The organism is Paraburkholderia fungorum (assembly GCF_046027215.1).
In the GTDB taxonomy this organism is placed as follows: Bacteria; Pseudomonadota; Gammaproteobacteria; order Burkholderiales; family Burkholderiaceae; genus Paraburkholderia; species Paraburkholderia fungorum_D.
The window spans coordinates 2178115-2199620 of sequence record NZ_JAQQEN010000002.1; the positions used below are offsets into that span (position 1 = coordinate 2178115).

Genomic DNA, 21506 nt, shown 5'->3' on the forward strand with positions numbered 1-21506 from the left:
AAAGCGACGTGTCGTAACGCTGGCATTCACGCCGCCGCTTTTTTCGGCCCTTGCACGCGCACCGGTTCGCTAGACTGGCGCGCCCTCGCCCGCAGGACTCGCGCCGCCCCCGCCACCTGTCCCACTACCGTCGTGACCATCCCCATCCCCCGGTTTGCCCCCGCCTTCACCGTCGTCATCGTGATGCGGCATTTTGTGCGATACCTCGTCGAGCTTGTCGCCAAGCAGCATCCGTACGACCACATAGAACACCGGAATCAGCAGCAGACCGAAGAATGTCGCGAACAGCATGCCGCCGATCACGCCAGTGCCGATTTCGTGGCGGGAAGCGGCGCCTGCACCCGATGAGATCACGAGCGGGAACACGCCGAGAATAAAGGCCATGGATGTCATCAGGATCGGACGCAGTCTCAGCCGGGCGGCGGACATGACGGCATCGCGCAGCGTCATGCCATGTTGCTGACCCTCCACCGCGAATTCGACGATCAGGATCGCGTTTTTCGCCGCGAGACCGATCACGGTCACGAGGCCGATCTTGAAGTAGATGTCGTTCGGCACGCCAAACGAGAGACAGAACGCCAGCATGCCGAGCATACCGAGCGGCACCACCAGCAGCACCGCAGCCGGAATCGACCAGCTTTCATACAACGCGGCGAGACAGAGGAACACCACCACGATCGACAACAACAGCAGCGTCACCGCCGACGAGCCGGACAGCAACTCCTGGAACGACTGCCCGGTCCAGTCCGCTGCGAAGCCCACCGGCAACTGGCGGTCGACGATCTTCTGCAGCACGTCGATCGCCTGCCCCGTCGAATAGCCCGCCGCGGAGTTGCCGACGATCTCGATCGCCGAGTAGCCGTTATAGCGCGGCAGCACGGTCGGCCCGAAGCTCCATTTCGTATTGACCACGCTCGAAAGCGGCACCATGTTGTAGGGGCTGATCGACGTATTGGCCGGCGAAGGGTCGGCGGGTGTCGCGAAACCATTCGACGCGGTCGCGCTGTCCGGTGACAACCGGCTCGTGACCGCACTGCCGCCATTCGTAAAGAGACTCGGCGTATACAGGTGCTGAAACGCATCGAGACTCATCCGGTACGGCGCATCCGCCTGGATATAGACACGCTTCACGCGCCCGCCGTAAGTGAACTGATTGACGTAAAACGGCGCGAGCTCCATCTGGAGCGTGGAGTAGACATCGGTCAGGGACAGACCCATCGATTCCGCCTGGGTCCGGTCCACCGCGATGGCCAGTTGCGGTGCGCTTGGCAGCGAATTGGGGCGAATCCCGAACAGCACCGGACTCTTCGACGCACTCCCAAGCAGTGTGCGTTCGGCCTCGCCTAGCTCCTCGCGCGACTGGCCGGCACGTGCCTGCAGATACATGTCGATGCCGCCAAACTGGCTGAGACCGCGGATAGTCGGCAGATTCACCGCGAAGATCTGCGCATCCGTAATGCCATGAAGGACCTGGTTGATCTTCGGAATCAGCGTCATCGCGGTGTCATGACGCTTATCCCAGTCCGCCAGCTTGATGAACGACATGCCGACGTTTTCGCTCGTGCCGACAAAGCTGAAGCCTTCCGGCTGGAAAATCCCCACGATTTCCTTGCTGAACGCACTGTTCCCGAGCTTGTCGCGCACCTCGGCCATCACGTGGTCGGTGCTCTGCAGCGTCGAGCCGGACGGCAGATTGATGAGGGCGAGCACAAAGCCCTGATCTTCGTCGGGCACGAAGCTGGTCGGCAGTTTCGTATACAGGAAACCGGTCAGCACGAGGACGAGCACAAACACGATCATCCAGCGCGGTGCGTGATGCACGGCGCGTTCGGCATGTCCGAGATACTTTTTCGTCGTCCAGTCGAATGAGCGGTTGAACCAGCGGTAGACCGCGCTCTTCTTGTCCGGGTGTTCGGGCCGCAGGATCGCCGCGCACAGCGAAGGCGTGAAGGACAACGCGAGGAACGCGGAGAATCCCATCGACACCGCGATCGTCAGCGCGAACTGCGCGTAGATGATGCCGGTTGCGCCCGGCTGCAGCGCGGACGGTATGAAGACGGCGGACAGCACCACCGTAATCGCGATGATGGCGCCGGTGATCTGGCCCATCGCCTTGCGGGTCGCCGCCCGTGGCTCCAGATGCTCCTCGGTCATGATGCGTTCGACGTTCTCGATCACGACAATCGCATCGTCAACCACGATGCCGATCGCGAGCACCATGCCGAACAGCGTCAACTGGTTGAGCGTGTAGTGCAGCGCGGACAGGCCGATAAAGGTTCCCAGCAGCGCGACCGGAATCACCAGCGTCGGAATGATCGTCGCCCGCAGATTCTGCAGGAAGATCAGCATCACGAAAAACACCAGCACGATCGCCTCGACGAGCGTGCGGATCACGTCCACGATCGACGCGGTAATAAACGGCGTCGTATCGTAGGGCACGCTCCATGTAACGCCTTCCGGCAGATCCTTCGACAGCGTGGCCATCTCGGCTTTGACCGCCTTCGCGACCGCGAGCGCATTCGCGCCCGGCAGCAGGAACACGGCCATCCCCCCCGCTGGCTTGCCGTTATAGACCGGCGCGAAGCCATACGTCTGCGAGCCGAACGAAATGCGTGCCACGTCGCTCAGCTTGACTGTGGTGCCGTTGCTGTTCGCCACGATAATAATGTCGCGGAACTGCTTGAGCGATGAAAAGAGGCTGTCGCCCGTCACGTTCGCCGTAAACACCTGCCCTTTCACGGCCGGATCCGCGCCTAGCGAGCCGGCCGCGAACTGCGCATTCTGCGAGGTCACGGCATTGAGGACCTGGGTCGTCGATAGCCCATAACTCTGCAGCTTGTCAGGGTCGAGCCAGATGCGCATCGCGTACTCCGAGCCGAGCAGCGTCGTATTGCCGACCCCGTTCACCCGGCCGATGTTCGGCTGGATCTGCGACGCGAGAATATCGGAGAGACGCCCTGCATCGATTGCCGGATTGCTCGACTGCAGCGCGACAAACAGCAGGATGTCCGGGCTCGCCTTCGCCACCACGACCCCTTGCTGGGTGACCTGCGAAGGCAGCAGCGGCTCGGCGAGCGTGACCTTGTTCTGCACCTGCACCTGGGCGATGTCCGGGTTGGTGCCCGTCGCGAAGGTGAGGATGATTTGTGTCTGGCCGTTCGAACTCGACGCTGAACTGAAATACAGCAGATTGTCGATGCCGGTGAGTTGCTGCTCGATCACCTGGGTCACCGTCGATTCCATCGTCTGGGCGCTCGCGCCCGGATACTGCGCGGTGACGGTTACTTCCGGCGGCGCGATATCCGGGTACGAATCGATCCCCATGCCGTGCACCGAGATGATGCCGAACAGGCAGATCAGGATCGCAATGACCCATGCGAAGACAGGGCGATTAATGAAAAAACTCGGCATGAGCGGTCTCCTACTTCGCCATGCCGGCCGAAGCCGAAGCCGAAGCCGATGACGCCGCGGACACCGGCGCCGAACCTGGCGCCGCAGGCGGCTGCCATGTGACTGTCTTCACCGCGGCCCCTTCCCGCGCGATCTGCACACCCGTCACGATAATCTGGTCGCCCTCTGCCAGCCCGTGCGTCACGATCCAGCTGTTGCCGAGGTTATTGGCCGCCTCGACGTCCTTGCGCGCCACCTTGTTATCCGCGCCGACCACCAGGACGTATGCGCCGACCGTGTCGCGCTGGAGTGCCTGCTGCGGGACCAGGAACACATTGTTCTGCCGGCCGAAATTGACGGCCAGCGTCACATACATGCCGGGCAGCAGACGCCGCTGCGGGTTCGCGACGAGCGCGCGCATATTGATCGAGCCGGTCGCCGCATTCACCGTCACGTCGGAGAAATCAAGCGTGCCCGCCGTGCCGTACGACGTATGATTGGGCAGCCCGATCTGCACCGTGGTCTGGTTCTGCTGCTGCAGATCAACCGAACCGTTGCTCTGCGACTGCTGCAGCGTCGCCAGATCGGCCGAACTGATCGTGAAGTTCACATACATCGGATCAATCTGCTGGACCGTCGTCAGCAGCGTGCCGTTGCCACCCGTGTCCGATGTGCTGGTGCCGACCACCGCGCCCGCCGTCACCTGTTGCTGTCCGGCGATACCGCTGATCGGTGCCGTCACACGCGTGTAGTTGAGCGAGACCCGCGCGCTCTCGACGTTCGCCTGGTCAGCCTTGATCTTGGCCGCGGCGCTGCGTTCGGCAGCATCGGAATTGTCGACCGTCTGCTGCGAGACTGACCCGACCGGCAGCAGCTTACGGTTGCGCAAGGCGGTGATGTGGTTGTTGACGTAGGTCGCCTGATCCTCGGCCAGCAGCGCGAGGTCGCTATTGAGCTGCGCGCGGTAAAAGACCGGATCGATTTCGAATAGCTGTTGCCCCGCGCGAACCTGCGAGCCTTCCGTGTAGGTGCGCCGCAGCAGCACGCCGGACACGCGCGCCGTGACATTTGCGCTGTAATAGGGCGAAAGCCGGCCGACAAACTGACGCTCGAGCGGCACCGTCTGCGATTGCGCCTTCACTACGGCGACCTGGGGCGGCGGAGGCGGCGGCGCGCTTTTCGAACAGGCGGCGAGTACGATCAGACACAGATACGACAGCGACGCGCGCTGAGGACGTGACTTCATGAGAACTCCGTTCTTGCTTGAGGCCGGCACACGCGGGCTGCGCGGCATGCCAGATCTTATGGACCAGCATGTGAGTCAGTCGGCTGACTGCGCCGAAGCAGGTTGTACTGTCGCTTCCGAAGCGGGCGATGAAGCGGCGGCCGGCACCGAAGCGACCTTGGCGTCATCACGCTGCCAGCCGCCGCCAAGGTTCTTGACGAGTAACACGTTGCTCTCGGCAAGCAGCGCCTGCGTATCGCGCACGCCCTGCTGTGCCTGGATCAGGGTCAGCCGCTGGGTCAGCACGTTCTGCTCGCTGGCCGCGCCGGCGGCAAACTGCGCCTGTTGACTCGCGAACAGCCGGCTGCTGCTGTCGAGCACGTACGTGAGCGCGCTTTCCTGCGCCCGCAGGTGGTTCATCGACGACAGGCTGTCCTCCACGCTCTGGAACGCCGTCAGCACTGTATTGCGATAGTTCGCGACGTCCTGGTCGTAGGTCGCGCGCGCCTTGTGTACCGCGGCCGTGCGTTCGCCGCCGTCGAAAATGGTAGCGGCGAGATCGGGGCCGAGCGTCCAGAAGCGGCTCGGCACCGTGAACAGATGCGCAAAAGTGTTGTGCGCAAAACCGCCCTGGGCCGAGAGCGTGAAGGTCGGGAAGTACGCGGCTTCGGCGACACCGATGCTTGCATTGGCCGCCGCCGCCGTGCGCTCGGCGCTCACCACGTCGTAGCGCCGCTCGAGCAGTTGCGAAGGCAGCGCGGGCGGCACGTCGGGATGAGGGAACGGATAGTCCGGATCGGGTGCGATGGTGAGCGATTCGGGCGGCGTACCGGTCAGCACGGCAATTGCGTGCTCGTCCTGCTCGCGTATCGTTTCGGTCGCCTGCAGGTCGGCAATCACCGTTTGAATGTTCTGCTGCGCGTCGAGCACGTCGTCGTTTGACGCTGCACCTTCTTTGAGGCCGGTCTGCGTCATCACCAGAATGCGGCTGTAGATGGCCTGCTGCTCCTGCAGCGCACGAATGTCGTAGTCGGCCTGCCGTAGCTGGAAGTAGTCGGTCGCGACACTGGCCGCGATCGAGATGCGCTCACCGGCAAGCTGTGCATCCGACGCCTCGGCGTTCGCTTTCGCCTCCTCGATCTCGCGCCGAATCTGTCCCCACAGGTCCAGTTCCCAGCTGACGGCCCCGGTAGCCGCCACGACGTTGCCCGGCGAAGCCGACGAACCGGAACTCGCCGAGAGCCCCTGGATATTGCCGCCAGAGCGCGCGCCGGCGAGCCCCGCGGTAACGATCGGAAACAGGCCTGCCCGATTGGCCTCTACCGTTGCGAGGGCAACCCGGTAGGCGGCCTCGGCCGCCGCGATCGACTGGTTGGCCGTCAAGGCCTGCTCGACCAGACCATTTAGCTGGTCGTCGCCATACATGCGCCACCACGTACTGGAGATCGCAGCCTGCGGATTTGCCTCGGCACGCTGCCAGTCGACGCCTTCCTTGAACCCTTGCGGCACCTGGACCTCGGGCTTGCGATAGTCCGGACCGACCATGCACGCTGCAAGGGACGTGGCGGCGACAAGCGCGACGCCACTTATCACCGCGCGCCGCGATCGGAAACGCGTAACGTTTTCGTAAGCAACTCCCAAGATGCGCGAATGACTGTTCAAGTGCATTCCCCTGTGCCGACCGGAATTGGCATGTCGGCTCGGCTGGAGTTGGAGCTTTAGCGCTTAGTCCAGCCCCATGGCGCTTACTCCGGTCCTATGCAGACTCGTTCCGCTCATCGGACCGGCAGTCCGACAACGAGATGACGCAAACTTTGTATATTTAAGTACCTTAGAAGAAAATATCAATCCCGATCGCCGCGACGTACGCGACCCGATTACATCGGCGGCGCCACGCCATCTTCCTCCACTCTCACTTGTTGTGCCGCAAACGCACGCTGCGGACGAGGTTCCTCGCATGGCAGCGCAGGACAATCACCAAAGCCGACAATTTCCATTCATTCATCAGGATGTCGAATTTTTTCCGGCATATCCGGAAAAGTGATCTTCAGGCGCAGCAAAAAATTTTGCGCAAAAGTGGAATAGGCCACGGCGGCAAATCGTTTATACGACATATCCGAATCCGCGGCCGACTTCGATGAGCATTCGACAATCGCACGTTATTCGATCCACCAGCGGACTGCTGCAAATTGCATCCGTGGTGCTGTTCGCCGGCTGCGGCGGCGGCGGAGGAAGTGGCCCCGGAGTTGGCATCGGTAGCACAAGCAGCATGCCGATGGTGTCGATCGCCGGTACGGCGGCAACGGGCAAGGCACTCGCGAACGCGACGATTAGCATCGACTGCGCACAGGGCTCGATGTCAGTCACAGCAGGCGCGAACGGAAACTACCACGCGACGTTCGGCGCAGTCATGCCATGCATGATCGCTGCGACTTCGGCCGGAACGACACTGCATTCCACAGCGTTCGCTGGCGGCACGTACAACGTCACGCCGGAGACGGATCTGTTGTTATCGTATCTCGCGGCGCAACTCGGTACGAATGAAAACGGGCTCATCGTCGGCTTCGCGACGAACACGCAGTTCCAGCAAACGCTGCAGAATCAGACCGCGGTCATGACTGCGCAGGCCGCTGTCGTCCAGAGTCTGCAGCAAACGTACGGTGTGACACTTTCTACCCCCAATTTTCTGACCACCGCATTCACTGTCGGCCAACCCGGCGAGGACAGTGATCTCGAAGCACTCTTCGCTCGCGGCGCAATCGACGCCAACGGCGAACCAGACGCAGCCGCCGTCACACTCATGGCCACGACGGGGGCCGCGCATCCGATTGCGACAGCACCAGCTGGCGGCACAAGCGGGACCGGTGGGACCGGGGCGGGCGGTACTGGAGGCCTGGGCGGAATGATGTGAGACAACATGGGTCAGAGCAGTTCCATGGTGACGTCCCCCGCGCAATGGTAGCGGCTGGAACCGGCAGAACCCGTACGAAACAGACCGGCGAACTCCTCTGCAGGTACAGGTTGTGAAAAAAGATAGCCCTGTCCAGTCTGGCAGGACCATTCCCGAAGGAGCCTTGCCTGCTCGCTCGTTTCGATCCCTTCGGCCGTGACGGACAGTCCAAGCGACTGCGCCATCGAGATGACGGCTCGAACGATTGCGTCATCCTCGGCACTCGTACCGATGCCCTGAACAAAGGAGCGGTCGATCTTCAGAACATCCAGCGGCAGCTTGCGAAGATAACTTAGCGATGAGTAACCCGTGCCAAAGTCATCGATGGCGATCGTTACACCAAAATCTTTCAGTTTCTGGAGCGTCTCGATGCTCTTTGCCGTATCCCGCATGATCAGGCCCTCCGTGACCTCCAGTTTCAGCGAGCCAGGGCCAATCTGAGCACTGGACAGCGCCGCAGCCACGTCGGCAACGAGGTTGGGATCATCGAACTGCCGAGGGGAGAGATTGACGCTCATCTGCAGCGGCGGCTCCGCTGGGAACTCCCGCTGCCAGCGGGCGACTTGCTGGCAAGCCTCTTCCAGTACGTAGCGTCCGAGCGGAATGATCAGGCCGCTTTCTTCTGCAATCGCGATGAACTCGGACGGCGGCAACAAGCCTCGCGTGGGATGCTGCCACCTCACGAGCGCTTCCATTTCACGGAACCCGGCCGCCTGAAGCTGCATGATGGGCTGAAAATACACGCGTAGTTCGCGATGCTCGATCGCGTAACGCAGGTCCGTTTCAATCTCCAGCTTTTTGACGGCTTCCGCGTGCATGTTCTCTTCGAAAACCACATAACGGCCCTTTCCGCCATTCTTGGCCCGGTACATCGCGACGTCGGCGTCCCGCAACAACGTGTCAGCATCACCGCGACCGCCGCCAGCATGCGCGAATGCCAGCCCGACGCTCGCGCTAACGATGTACTGCTTGTTGTCGAGATCGAACGGTTGACTGAACTGCGCAAGGATGTGGTCCGCGACCAGGGTGCCTTCGCCCGTTGCTTCGCTGCCCAGGTGTTCCAGCAGAATGACGAACTCGTCTCCGCCTAACCGCGCGACGGTGTCGGACGGGCGCACACATCCTTCGAGGCGCTTGGCCGCCGCGATCAGCAACTGGTCTCCGACGTGATGTCCGAGACTGTCATTCACCCGCTTGAAGTTGTCCAGGTCGATGAAAACGACGCCGATCATCGCATTGCGTTGACGCGCGCGAGCTTCGGCCTGGCTAATACGATCAAGCAGCAGTGCACGGTTCGGTAACGAGGTGAGCGTATCGTAGAACGCCCGTCGCGCGAGCTGCTCTTCGAAGTTCTTTCGTTCGGTGGTGTCGCTCGCGGTCGCCACGATCGCGCCGACAGCCGGCTCGTTGAGCAGATTCGTCAAGGTAAGCTGAATATAGCGCCACGCATCGCCCTCACCTCGAGTACGGATCTCGATGGATTTCGTGGATCGAGCCGTCGACGACACGGTCTCCAGCAGGCCCTGCAGCGTGGGACGGTCAGTAGGATGAATCGGATCGAGCAGGCTGGTGCCGACGAGCTGGCCCATGTTCTTCAAGGGATCCGGTCTGCGCGTCGGCGCCTCGTAAGTCACCGTCCCGTTGACGTCGGAAACGAGTATCGCATCCGACGTGTTGGCGACAAGCGCCTGCAACCTCTGTTCACTCGTGCGCAGCGCGTCCTGGGCGGCTGCATCCACGTTCCTGCGAATACGCCGCAGCATCTGAAGAAACAGCAGCGCGAGCCCCACGCCGATCGCCAGAACTACGGGGGTCGAGATCAGGACGATCCGTTGCACTGCAACGAGCCGGTCGAGTTGCTTCGTCGCATCGTCGCGGTGCTGTGCCGCTGCTGCGAGGACCTTTTGCTCGATGTCGTCGAAGAGCGGATCGGCCGAATCCTCGTCGATCTCGTTGGCTCTCGCGATGTCGTGATCATCGACGGCCTTGAACATCGGCTTCGCGAACGATCGATACTTCGCGTGCTTCTCCAGCAGGCTGTGCAGCATCGCGCTGCTGCCTGGCTCCAGCGCCAGCGCCTTCTTCAGCGACGCGTCAAGGGCCTGGCCGGCCTCGCTGTGCTCGCGCAGAACCTCCGGACGTGGGTCCAGGAAGTACTTGCGTTCGGCCGATTCCTCCCATGCGACGCTGTAACGGGCTTCCTCGAAAGCTTTATTCGCCTCGTTGGCAGCCTGCGCGGCGAACCCGGCGCTCAGGCTTTCATAGGCTCCCCAGAACGCCAGAAGCGGCACGCTCAACAGAACGAGGACAAGTCCAAATACTGCCGTGCGCCGCTCGGGCGGCACGTTCAATGACGTCTGCTCAACCCGGCCTGCGCCTGCGTTGCGTCGCCACAGGTATCGACGCCATTGGGTACCGTTCTGTCTGGTCACGATTGCTCCGATATGGAACGGCACGTCGACTGTTCGGGCAGATTGGGCAGAACAAAACTGGAATGTCAGTCTGCCCGTAGACGACGTGCGCATCCGGAAGTCGCGACCCGAAGTTGGCTCAGTTCGTTGCTTTTGAACCGAGTAGCTGACGGACGACTCCGATCCCGGTCCACGTTTTGTCGGACCACCGCTAGTTAACGGCAGGCTCTGGCTTTTTCTAAAGGGCTCGCGTGGGTGGATTGCAGAGGGCGGTGTTTGGGCATAGTTCACCGGGGCGGCCGGCACGGCGACGCGATCGCGACACGCGTCCAGGCCGTAGCGACCGCCCCGCCCACTTCCGGGCTTACTGCCCCGGCAACCCGGTGACGTTACTCGTCGTAGACGGCAAAGTGGGAACGATGTTCGCGCCGCCAGCGTTCTTGATGGTGCTATTAGTGAACACCCAGTTCCCGGCATTGGCGATCGACCCGGCGCCCACCGATTTGCCCGCTGAATTGACGGCCGTGATATTCACATTGTTGAACGTGAAATTCGTAAACCGGCCCTTCTCCGCCTCGCCAGCAAGCGTATAGCCCGTCACACCGAACACAGCCGTCTCGACATGCTTCATCGTGATGTTCTCGAATTTGAAATTCCGGTAAATCGGATATCCGTCTTCGGGTGTAGCCGGCATCACGAGAATCGGCGGCCAGTATGAAGGCTCCACGTAAGTGGAACCAAACGTGGCCGGAACCGTCCCGCCTGCCGGCCAGTTTTCGTTGCCCTGCATGAAGTAATAAGCATCGTCGACGGTAATGTCATGGATATAGACATTTTCCATCGTGCCACCGCGCGTCGGCGCCGATTTGAATACGAACGCGCTATAGACGGCCGGGCCGCCCGCCTTGTATCCGACGTTGCTGTTGATCTGCCCGGTGAGCGGCGTGACCTGGATGTTGGACACTTCGATATTGTTCGCGCCGCCGGACGTTTCGCTGCCGATCGTAAATGCGGTCGCACCGGCCCGAACCACGGAATTGCGGATCACCACGTTCGCTGTCGGCTTGTTGACACGAAGCCCGTCGCCGTCACGCCCCGACTTGATGACGAAGCCGTCGTCGTTCGCGACGATGTCCGCGTTCTCCACCAGAATGTTCGTCGAGGAATCCAGATCGATACCATCGGTACTCGGCATGATCCCGGTCGCGGCAGTCGGGAAGTTGTAGACCTTGACGCCGTCCAGATGCACCTGATCCGAATAGCAGATATGAACGGTCCAGAACGGGGAATTCTGAACAGTCACGTCTTTGATGGTGACATTCGTCGAATGGAATGTTTCGATACCGCGTGGCCGCTGCTCGTCCCAGTTGAGCGCCCATGTCACGCCTTGCGCGGTGTGAAACGACGTGCCCTCTGCGTAGTAATGCGACCACCACGATTGCCCGTTGCCGTCGATCACGCCTTTGCCGGTGATGACCACATTGTTGGCATTGCGAACATTGATGATCGCCGATGCCCAGTTCATCTCGATGCCCTGCACACGGGTCGGCACCTGCGGGTAGTGAGAGAGGCCATCCGGATAAAAGCCGTTCGTTGCGCCAGACGCAATGGGCGTTTCGATGTTCCACCATGACTGGGCCTGGATGGCCTTCAGCGTCACGCCTTCATCCACTTGCAAGGTCGTATTCGAACCGACGAACAATGCGCCGGTCATGAAAGTGCCCTGCGGAAACACGACCGTCGCCTTCGCGGCGCTCGCTGCGTCGAGTGTTTTCTGAATGGCTGCCGTGTCGTCGGTTGTACCGTCGCCCTTCGCGCCGAAGTCCTTGACGTTGTACGTCGGGCTACCGGATATGCCATCCCCACTGCAACCTGCCAGAACCATGCACGCACACGCAATCGCCAACAAGCCTGTTTTCATGTTCCCCTCCGATGTTTCCAGGTCAAGACTCGAAATATGGTCGGAGGCCATTCTCGGTATTCATGCGATGTCAGACAATAGAGTTTACCCTCGACGTCTTTATATTTCAGATTTACGCCAGCAATTCCGGGCAGCTTCCTAAATATTGGAAAACGAATCCCATACTGTGTGCGCGAGCAGGATTCTGTTTTCTTTTTTAGTCAATCGAAGTAGTTGGGACCGCACGCGGAGAATGTCGATTCTGGCCGGTGATCGCATTTTTATGATGCGACATCCTACAACCTGAAGCAGTTCAGTCGTCAATCGACGCGGTTCGACGACGACCACTGAAGGCGCGCTCCATGACGAGTACTCCGATTTCATCTGCCTATTCGGATTGGCGCCAAATTGGAAACATCACGAGTCCGTCGACGGCTCTACCCTCACCATCCGCGCCCACCTACTATTGATTCAGGGGTACTCCGTAGTCTCATCAGGAATCAGGCTGCACGATGAACACCGTTGCTATCGCCGGTGCCGGCCCGATCGGCAGCAACGATCTCGAGAACACATCATGGGCAACGAGAAACTGCAACCACCGCCGCTTTCGCTCCTCGACAGGTATCGCGGCCGGGATTTTGAGCCACTGTACACAACGACCGTCACCGTTTCTGGCGGCGAGACGGGGCACGGCCGTGCATCGGGCGTGGCCCGTTCAGATGACGGGAATCTGGTTCTGGATCTGCGGCTGCCCAGCGAGCTCGGGGGACCCGGCACCGGGACCAATCCCGAGCAGTTGTTCGCCGCCGGCTTTGCAGCATGCTTTCACGGGGCGCTGATCCTGCTCGGAAATCGCGCCGCGATGGAGATTACCGATACGGTTGTGGAGGTGCAGGTCTCGTTCGGTCGTGATCCTGTCGATGGAGGCTATGCATTGGCCATCGATATCCGGGTCCGGATGCCGGGTGTTGAGCGAAACGTGGTGGAAGAGCTGGTTCGAAGCGCAGAGCGTTTTTGCCCGTATGCAAAAATGGCCAGACAAGGAACCATCAATATCGTGACCGTTGTCGACTGACGCAAAATGCGCCTTCCTCCGGCGAGAGCGCGCGTAGCGCCATGGTGACAGACTGCCTATTTGCGCCCAGCCTTTACCCCGAATGTGTCGCGTACGTCGACTGCCGATTGGGTTCGTCGGGCCCGTACCCATCCCTCACGCCGTGAGCCGTGAGCCGTGAGCCGTGAGGCTGACTTACCAGCCGTCATGGCAAGCGCGGGGTTGCAGCGCACGCAAACCGCCCGGAGCGCTGCCCCCGAGTGCGAAGGCATACCGTCGACACCTCATATTCAAGTATGAGGGCCCCCCTCGTTCGTAGGTACAAAGTCAGCCGTTCGTTGAATGTTCTTTCCCCTGCCCGCGACATAGATTTGTAATCAGTTGAAAGAAACACCTGGAACGCACGTGACGGCGGCAGGGATGCCGCAGTGCATGGCAACCCAGGGTCGCATCTGATTTCTTTTGGGGGTAGCAAAATGGATCAATCGGACACATCGGAACGCTGCTTTCGCCTCGGTTTGCCGAATCGCGCTGACGCGCTGTCCACAAGCATCGCCGCGAGCTATGCGGGCATCATGGCATTCATGGCGGTGGCGAGCGAGGGGAGTTTCGCCAAGGCCGGCGAACGTCTGGGTGTCGGCAGATCGGCTGTGAGCCGGAACGTCCAGAAGCTGGAAACGCAGTTGAGTACGCGGCTGTTTCTACGCACCACGCGCAGCACGCAACTGACGCGTGAAGGCCAGCGGTTCTTCGAGAACTGTCACCAGGGTGTCACGCATATCGCGGAAGCCATGAACGACATGCTGGAGCTTCGCGAGGGGCCGCCTCGCGGCCTGATCCGCATCAGCTCGACGGTGGGCTTCGGCAGGAAGGTGGTGGCGCCGCTACTGGAAAAGTTTATCAAGGCCTACCCCGACATTGCCGTCGATCTGCTGCTCGACGACCGGCCGACGGATTTTGCCTCCGAGCAGATCGACGTGGCCTTCCGCAGTGGGCGTATCGAGGATTCCAGCATCATCGCCAAGCAGTTGATTCCGATGCAGATGGCGCTGTGCGCCGCACCATCCTACGCTAAGGCGCACGGCCTGCCGCATACGGTGGAAGAGTTGTGCCAGCATGAATGCATCAACTTTCGCTTCTCCAGCGGCCGGGTGTTCGAATGGGAGTTCAAGGTCGACGGCCGCGTGCGGAAATACCTGCCGACAGCCCGCCTCACCTTGAACGATGCCGACCTGGTCTTGCATGCGGTTCTGCAGGGCTCCGGCATTGCGCAGATGGCCGGCTATCAGATCCGCGATCACATTGCGGCCAATGAACTCGTCGTCGCGTTGGCGAGGCATGTGCCCGACGACGGCGGACACTACATCTGCTACCTGAGCCGGCGGCACTTGCCGACGCGCATTCGTGTCTTCATCGACTTTATGACCGAGCAGATCCGCGCGCTCGATCTGAATTGCCTGACCGGGTTCAACGCCGATGCAAACGGGCCTTCGGCAGAGGGAATGGCAGCATGAATCTGGTTTCGTGGCTGCGCGGCGGGCGCGATTATCCTGCGGGCGGTCGCGACACTTCTGCAGCGGAACGTCGAGGCACGCCGTCGCTCGCGCGCGAACCGGAATTCCGGACGCGGACGCCCCGCCCCATACGTCAGTATGATTTGGGTCCCACCGCTTCCGGACTAATCTGTAACGACTAAGGATTCACGGCGCAAGCCCGTCGGGTCGGCGGACTTGCGCGCGATAGTCGAGGTCCGAGTTTTGATTACCAACCCGGTTGTCTGCATTGTCGACGACGACGAAGCCGTCCGCTGCGCGACCGCGAGCGTCGTGCGCGCATTGGGCTGGACGACGCGCGTCTTGGACCGGGCTTTGCTCCGCAGAGCGCCGAGCGCGTTTTCGCCCCGTTCTACACGACGAGGCCCACCGGTTTGGGGATGGGGCTGTCGATCTGCCGTTCGATTATCGACGCGCATGGCGGCCAGCTGTGGGCCAGCGCGAACCTGCCCCGCGGCGCCGCGGTTCGATTCACCGTGCCGGGCCACCCGGCCGTTTCGTTGTGATCGGAACTAATCGGAATATTGAAGCCGCCGCAAGAGGCGGTCGCTTTCATCGATGTCACAATCTGCATTGCCAAAACGTCTAATATTGATCTTCGAGCCTTGGACTATGGATGCCGTAGAGACCTTCACCACACTGAAGCCCCGTCTGTTCGGCATTGCGTACCGAATGTTGGGAACGCGCTCGGATGCCGAGGACGTAGTCCAGGACGCCTGGCTGCGCTGGCATGAGGCCGATCGCGCCGAGATGCGCTCGGCGGAAGCCTGGTTGGTCACCGTGACGACGCGCCTGTCGATCGACCGCCTGCGCGCCCGCAAGAGCGAGCAGGAGACCTATTTCGGCTGCTGGCTTCCGGAACCGTTGATCGAGTCGCACGAGGACACCCCCGAAGCCGCGGCAGAGCTGGCAAGCGATGTGTCGGTGGCGTTCCTCTGGGTGCTCGAACGTCTATCCCCGGATGAACGAGCCGCTTTCCTTTTGCGGCAGGCGTTCGACCTCGACTACCGGGAAATTGCATCCATCGTTGGAAAATCCGAGGCTGCCTGCCGCCAGCTTGTCAGCCGCGCGGCTGAACGCGTGCGGGAAGGCCGGCCGCGCTACACCGTGTCGGAACAGGAGCATAACGATCTGCTGACCCGCTTTATGCAAGCGGCGAGCACTGGCGACCGCGAGGCCATGAAGTCAATGCTCAGCCCCGACGCCGAGCTGGTCACCGACGGCGGCGGCAAGGTGCCGTCATTCGGGCGGATCCTGCAGGGCGCCGCGCGCGTGGCCGGTGTTTTCTGGTCGGTCGAGCACTCGGCACCCGGCAAGGTAGTGTATCGGCCGGCACGCATCAACGGTACGCTTGGCCTGCTTCGGTATGTGGATGGCCAGATCGAATCAGCGAACGCCTTCACGATCGAGGCGGGGCGTATCACTGCTGTGTATAAAGTGCGAAATCCTGACAAACTTTCTGCCGCACCGCCGCTTTAGGCTGTCACAAATATCGTAGCTGGTACGTCTAAGACTGTAGAGCGGGATGCAAGCCTTGCCGAAACGACGCAAGCGCAACTCCACACTCGACCCGTTTAACCGCTCGCGGTTGCCGTCCTGGCCGGGCAACTATCGCAGCGTGGGCCAGTTTAAGACCTTATGAATGATCGCAGTCAGCCGCCTCGCAAACACAGGCAGAGCAGAAAACCCACTTTGGTCTTGTCACTTCCTCTCGGCGCACCCGCTGCCGGCGAGGGATTGCAGCGCTGGTTGTACGACGGATTGAGACAGGCGATTCTTACCGGGCGCTTGCCGGTAGATAGCATCTTGCCCGGCACGCGAACACTCGCACGGCAATACGATGTCGCCCGCGGAACGGTCCTTGCCGTCTACGAGCAGTTGCTATCCGAGGGCTATCTGGTTGCCCGCGCCGGCAGCGGCACGCGTGTCAGCCGTCTGATTCCTGGTCTCAGCTTGCACGCCGGGTCTACACCGCCCCGTCCCGCGTCTACGCCCACGGCACTCGATCAGATACCCAAAGGTCCGTGGATCAAGCGACTGGTGGAACACGACCCCGCGTTTCCGCTCAACGTATCGAATATGCCGCCCCGTCCGTTTCTTCCCCACAGGGGTGACGTCCGTGCGTTTCCAATGGATGTATGGCGTCAATTGCATGTGCGGCAACTGCGATCTTCCCGCCTTGATTCTCTTCGTGAAGCAAGTCCCGCCGGACTGCCCGCACTGCGTTCGGCCATCGCCGATCACCTGGCTATCGCACGCGCGGTCTCGGTATCGCCGGAACAGATCGTCATCGTGAGCAGTGTCCAGCAGGCCCTCGATCTATGCATGCGCCTGCTGGCTGGGCCAGATGATTCGGTATGGATGGAAGACCCTGGCCATATCGGCGCACGCCAGGTCATGCACGCAGCGGGTGCAAAAATTGTCGATATCGCCGTCGACCAGCACGGAATGCGTGTGGAAGACGGTGTGCGCGACGCGCCATCAGCGGTGCTCGCCTATGTGACGCCGTCGCGTCACGCGCCGCTAGGCGTATGTCTATCTGCCGCTAGACGCATGGCGCTACTTCGCTGGGCTCTCGAACACAATGCCATCATTTTTGAAGACGACTACGACAGCGAGTATTGCTTCGCCGCCAAACCTATTCCGGCATTGCAAAGCCTACCGGGCGGCGACACTCACGTCATACTGTCGGGCACGTTCAGCAAACTCATGTTCCCTGCGCTCCGGCTGGCTTTTGTCGCGTTGCCGGCGCGCCTTGTCGACCCGTTCAAGCGCGCTGCGTCGATAACCTCGCGTAGTGCGAACGGTCTGGCGCAGGCCGTTCTCGCAGATTTTCTGGCCGACGGGCATTTCGATCGCCATATTCGGCGCATGAACAAGATTTACGCAGCTCGTTCGCAGGCATTTGAACACGCGGCCGGGCGCTACTGGCAGGGTTTGATCGACATTCCGTCCGCCCAGGCCGGCCTGGATGTGGTGGGACGTCTGGTGCGGCTTGACGAAACTACTGCGGCACGTCGCCTCGCCGCTGCCGGCATAGAAGCAGCGCCGCTAGGCCGGTACACAACCCGTCATGACCATCCCGCGAGCCTGGTCATGGGATTTGCGCCCTTCGATGAAGAGGAAATCGATCGGACGGCACAAAAAATTGCCCTGGCTTTACGCGAGGCCGCGTGATGCGGCGGCTACCCAGGATCCGTTCGCATTCGCTCACGTCTTTCTTCTGCCACGGCGCATTCCCCGGCCGGCGAGGTCGTGCTGAGCACGACCCGCGCAACGGCAGTGGCTTGCGCGACCGGCAAGCCTGCCTCGCAATCAGCTGAGCAGGAACGACAACAGATCCTGGTTAAGCTGATCCTTGTGTGTCTCCGTCAGTCCGTGCGGCGCGCCGGGATACACCTTAAGGATGGCGTGAGGCACCAGCTTCCTGCTGGCGCGCCCCGCAATATCGATCGGTACGATCTGGTCATCTTCCCCATGCACGATCAGCGTCGGCTTGTCGAACTTCTTCAGATCCGCCGTGAAATCCGTTTCGGAAAAGGCCTTGACTGAGTCGTAGGTATTTTTGAATCCGCCCGTCATCCCTTGCAGCCACCACGCGTCGATCAAACCTTGAGAAGCCTTCGCACCCGGGCGATTGAAACCGTAGAACGGACCCGCTGGAATATCCTTGAACAGCTGAGCACGATTAGCAATCATGCCGTTGCGAATATCATCGAAGACTTCGACAGGCACGCCGCCCGGATTGCCCGTGGTCTTAACCATCAGCGGCGGAACCGCCGAAATCAGGCCGATCTTCGATACACGTGATGTGCCATGACGGCCGATATAGCGTGCGACTTCGCCGCCTCCTGTCGAAAAGCCAACCACAGCGACGTTGCGCAAACCCAGCGTCTCTATCACGGTCGCGAGGTCGTCCGCATAGTGGTCCATATCGTTGCCCTCCCACGGCTGGCTCGAACGGCCATGGCCGCGACGATCATGGGTGATGACGCGAAAACCTTGCGACGCGAGGAAAAAGGCCTGATTCTCCCAGCTATCCGAGCTGAGCGGCCAGCCATGACTCAGCGTGATAGCCGGACCGTCCTTGGGACCCCAGTCCTTGAAGTACAAATCCACACCGTCCTTTGTGCGGATCACGTCATCTGTGTTTTTCGAAGCTTGCCGGCTGGATCCGAGTTTCATTTGCTTGCCGGCACCCATAGCGAGGGTGCTGGCCATTGTCCCGACGACCCCGCCAATCATCAAATTGCGCCGTTTTGCGTCAAGGGAAGGCTTTCCTGATTCTTTAGTCATGGTTCTGATTCAAAAAATAGAAGACCGGCACTCGAAAGGGAAGAAGTCCTGACCGGTCAAATCAGTAGGATAGCCACGACGCTGTGAGCGACCCAGTTAAGCGATGCAAAACGCTGTTGTTCTTTCGGAGCCAGGTGGCCAAAAACTCACAGCCTTTTACGGCGCTTAACGTACGCGTAGATTCGCTCGAATACTGGAATCACGGACCCATGGAATGATGCAGAAGACTCGTGAATTGAAGAGATCTGCCCCAACGGATTGATCGCGCTGATTGTCGCCTTTCCGGTAACACCGTGAGTGCCCCTTGAAGGCTTCTGCCTGAAACGCGACAAGCCTATGATTTCGTCTGACGGTAACCTGGGCATGCCGGTCGCATCTGGCAGATCGCGGCGGCAATTCAGTTAGATATAGGTGGGGAATTTTTTGTCGTCCGATTTTTTGTCGTCCGAATTCCTGGCCGGTCCCAATCAGTATGGATCCGGCGAAGCAGTATCCTTCGGTCCGTTCCGACTTTTTCCCGATGAGAGGCGCCTGGAGCGAGCGGGTGCGGCCCTGCGGCTGGGCAGCCGCGCACTCGATATTCTTATCGTCCTGATTCAGCATGCTGGGGAGGTGGTGGATCGACGCATTCTCATGTCACGCGCATGGCGAAACATCGTTGTCGATGAAAGCAATCTGCGTGTCAACATTGCTGGATTGCGCAAAGCACTCGGCGACGGCAAAGGTGGCGTGCACTACGTGCAAAACGTCCCCGGCATCGGGTATTGCTTTGTAGGCCAACTGACCCGCGAACGCATGATCGCTGACTGCACGGCCTTATCGGTCAACGTTCCCGATACAGTGCCGGCGCGGCAGTTCGTCTCCCATGCCACCGGGCTGTCAGGGCGCGACGATGCGGTGCAGTCTCTTGCGTCTGCTTTGACCCGGCAGCGACTCATTTCCATTGTTGGGCCGGGTGGCATCGGCAAGACTACCGTGGCCATTGCTCTGGCTAACAGGCTCGCCGCCTCCTTTCCCGCGGCGGTGTATGTTGTTGACCTCAGCGAGGTTATCAGCGGCGATAAGGTGGCGCTAACGCTGGCACACCGACTCGGGTTAAGTGATAGCCATGACGAACCGCTTGCATGTCTGTTGCGGCACCTTTCCAATAGACGCGTGCTGATAGTCCTGGATAACTGTGAACATCTGATCGACGATGTGGCGACACTCACAGAACAACTCATAAGCGGTTGTGCCGAAGCCCATTTTGTTTTGACGAGCCGTGAAGCGCTGCGTATAAAAGGCGAGCACGTGTATCGCCTTCCGGCATTGAACACACCGCCGCCGAGCAAGGCAATTTCGGCAGAAGAAGCGTGTACTTATCCGGCCGTACAGCTCTTCATTGAGCGGGCACTAGCCGCTGGTGCCACGTTCGAACAAACGGAGCAAAACTGCGCAGCAATTGCGGACATTTGCCGTGAGCTTGACGGAATAGCGCTTGCCATCGAATTCGCTGCGGCGCGCGTTGCGACATTTGGCCTGGCGGGCACATTAAGCCTGCTGGGAACCCGATCGCGTCTGCAATGGCAGGGATGTCGCAATGCGCCTGCGCGACATCGAAAACTAGAGGCATCGATTGAATGGAGTTACCAGTTGCTATCGGAGCGCGAGCGGCTAGTCTTCCGTCGCCTTTCCTCCTTCGAGCAACCGGCAACGCTGGAGGCTATCCTGGCTGCGGCAGCAAACCGTACAGCGGAACTGCCGGATGCGATCGAGGCTATTGAAGGGCTGGTCGCCAGGCACCTTCTGCTGGTCTTGCCCGGCCAGGACGGCGTGCCTCGCTATCGCCTGATGGCGTCAGAAAGGATCTACGCACAGGAACAGCTCAGGCAAGCAGAAATCGATCAATGGTCCGGTGAGAGCGATCGGTCAGCATGGATTGAATAAAAGTCTTGTCGATCTTGACCTTGTCCAACCGCAGGTCGCGAAGAAGCTGCAAACTGGAATAACCACTACCAAAATCGTCGAGCAAGATCTGCACCCCTTCACCCCGAAACTTTTCAATGACCAGGCGCGCCGTCTGTAAGTCAATGATGCGCGCCGTCTCCGTGATTTCAACTTAAAGACGAAATGGCGCGAAGTTTTCCTCCCATGACCTACATTGACGCTACCAGACGCCTACCATGACAGCCTTGTGCTAGCCGAAAACATCGCTTCTGGGCGATTGCCAAATACCGGGAAGTGCGCCTGAACACAGCAGGCCGACAAAGCCCTCCTTAAAGCGAAAACACGGCTTTCTCAATACAGTCGTAGAAGAGCTGGCCCTCGCGCGTCAACGACGTGCTGCGTTTCGTGCGCAGGAAGAGGCGCGTGTCGAGCTGGGCCTCCAGTGTCTGCACGTTGCGCCTAACGGAGGATCGGCCGATTCCAAGGCGGACACCCGCGCGAGAAAAGCTGCCGGCCTTGACGACGGCCAGAAAAGAAACGACGCCGGCGTAACTGGCCGCAAAGCTGCTTGCGAACAGATCATCGGCGCCGCGGGTGGGAAAGCGTGATGAGTAGTCTGACATGGAAGCGCGAGTCATAATGGTTGTACCGGTTAGACGTACCAGCGCTGCCATTCGTGACACGGGCCGCCGTTCTTCCAAGGCAGATAAACGGCGGGCATCACAATTGATTCGTCAGGATCCTTCAAGTACGCAAATCAAACCGCGCGGACCCAAGCTGAAGAAACGGAGCAGCCCTCGC

The 21506-nt window shown here is 60.5% G+C and carries 14 protein-coding genes and 1 pseudogene; 7 read left to right on the forward strand and 8 right to left on the reverse strand.

What is annotated here, in order from left to right; all coding sequences use genetic code 11:
• Positions 1 to 69 precede the first annotated feature (69 nt).
• The 3 genes from PQR27_RS30225 to PQR27_RS30235 all read right to left on the reverse strand — a co-directional run bounded on the left by PQR27_RS30225 (position 70) and on the right by PQR27_RS30235 (position 6160).
• Positions 70 to 3411 carry an efflux RND transporter permease subunit gene (locus PQR27_RS30225; protein ID WP_408527245.1) on the reverse strand — a complete coding sequence of 1114 codons (3342 nt, stop codon included), beginning with the start codon at positions 3409 to 3411 and terminating at the stop codon, positions 70 to 72.
• Positions 3412 to 3421: 10 nt separating this feature from the next.
• The gene (locus PQR27_RS30230) at positions 3422 to 4636 is read right to left on the reverse strand and encodes an efflux RND transporter periplasmic adaptor subunit (protein WP_408527246.1); all 1215 of its coding nucleotides are present in this window, start codon (positions 4634 to 4636) and stop codon (positions 3422 to 3424) included.
• Positions 4637 to 4711: 75 nt separating this feature from the next.
• Positions 4712 to 6160 carry an efflux transporter outer membrane subunit gene (locus tag PQR27_RS30235; RefSeq protein ID WP_408527247.1) on the reverse strand — a complete coding sequence of 483 codons (1449 nt, stop codon included), beginning with the start codon at positions 6158 to 6160 and terminating at the stop codon, positions 4712 to 4714.
• A 592-nt stretch (positions 6161 to 6752) separates the two neighbouring features.
• Here PQR27_RS30235 and PQR27_RS30240 point away from each other — a divergent pair.
• Positions 6753 to 7526: a hypothetical protein gene (locus PQR27_RS30240; RefSeq protein WP_408527248.1), complete on the forward strand. Its 774-nt coding sequence runs from the start codon at positions 6753 to 6755 to the stop codon at positions 7524 to 7526.
• A gap of 11 nt (positions 7527 to 7537) precedes the next feature.
• On the opposite strand, the gene PQR27_RS30245 is transcribed toward PQR27_RS30240, so the two are convergent.
• Complete coding sequence (locus PQR27_RS30245) at positions 7538 to 9910, reverse strand: putative bifunctional diguanylate cyclase/phosphodiesterase (RefSeq protein WP_408528349.1); 2373 nt, start codon at positions 9908 to 9910, stop codon at positions 7538 to 7540.
• 430 nt (positions 9911 to 10340) lie between these two features.
• On the reverse strand, positions 10341 to 11897 hold the full coding sequence (locus PQR27_RS30250; RefSeq protein ID WP_408527249.1) for a glycoside hydrolase family 28 protein: 1557 nt from the start codon (positions 11895 to 11897) through the stop codon (positions 10341 to 10343).
• Between the two features lie 553 nt (positions 11898 to 12450).
• On the opposite strand from PQR27_RS30250, the gene PQR27_RS30255 reads away from it, so the two are divergent.
• The 5 genes from PQR27_RS30255 (at position 12451) to pdxR (ending at position 17660) form a co-directional block, all read left to right on the forward strand.
• On the forward strand, positions 12451 to 12951 hold the full coding sequence (locus PQR27_RS30255) for an Ohr family peroxiredoxin (protein ID WP_408527250.1): 501 nt from the start codon (positions 12451 to 12453) through the stop codon (positions 12949 to 12951).
• Positions 12952 to 13406: 455 nt separating this feature from the next.
• A complete protein-coding gene (locus PQR27_RS30260; RefSeq protein WP_408527251.1) occupies positions 13407 to 14444 on the forward strand; it encodes a LysR family transcriptional regulator in 1038 nt (345 codons plus the stop codon).
• A gap of 326 nt (positions 14445 to 14770) precedes the next feature.
• Positions 14771 to 14989 (forward strand): ATP-binding protein, encoded by a 219-nt coding sequence (locus PQR27_RS30265; protein WP_408528350.1) that lies wholly within the window; start codon positions 14771 to 14773, stop codon positions 14987 to 14989.
• Between the two features lie 106 nt (positions 14990 to 15095).
• A complete protein-coding gene (locus PQR27_RS30270; RefSeq protein WP_408527252.1) occupies positions 15096 to 15962 on the forward strand; it encodes an RNA polymerase sigma-70 factor in 867 nt (288 codons plus the stop codon).
• 219 nt (positions 15963 to 16181) lie between these two features.
• The gene (pdxR, locus tag PQR27_RS30275; protein WP_408527253.1) at positions 16182 to 17660 is read left to right on the forward strand and encodes a MocR-like pyridoxine biosynthesis transcription factor PdxR; all 1479 of its coding nucleotides are present in this window, start codon (positions 16182 to 16184) and stop codon (positions 17658 to 17660) included.
• A gap of 138 nt (positions 17661 to 17798) precedes the next feature.
• Here the strand turns inward: pdxR and PQR27_RS30280 are convergent, their stop codons facing one another.
• Positions 17799 to 18779: an alpha/beta fold hydrolase gene (locus tag PQR27_RS30280; RefSeq protein ID WP_408527254.1), complete on the reverse strand. Its 981-nt coding sequence runs from the start codon at positions 18777 to 18779 to the stop codon at positions 17799 to 17801.
• A 423-nt stretch (positions 18780 to 19202) separates the two neighbouring features.
• Here PQR27_RS30280 and PQR27_RS30285 point away from each other — a divergent pair, with 423 nt between their 5' ends.
• On the forward strand, positions 19203 to 20705 hold the full coding sequence (locus PQR27_RS30285) for an ATP-binding protein (RefSeq protein WP_408527255.1): 1503 nt from the start codon (positions 19203 to 19205) through the stop codon (positions 20703 to 20705).
• On the opposite strand, the gene PQR27_RS30290 is transcribed toward PQR27_RS30285, so the two are convergent.
• Positions 20644 to 20871: an EAL domain-containing protein gene (locus tag PQR27_RS30290; RefSeq protein WP_408528351.1), complete on the reverse strand. Its 228-nt coding sequence runs from the start codon at positions 20869 to 20871 to the stop codon at positions 20644 to 20646. The two genes, PQR27_RS30285 and PQR27_RS30290, sit on opposite strands and share 62 nt — an antisense overlap.
• Positions 20872 to 21046: 175 nt before the next feature.
• Positions 21047 to 21328: pseudogene (locus tag PQR27_RS30295) on the reverse strand (LysR family transcriptional regulator); the annotation flags it as partial.
• Positions 21329 to 21506: the final 178 nt, after the last annotated feature.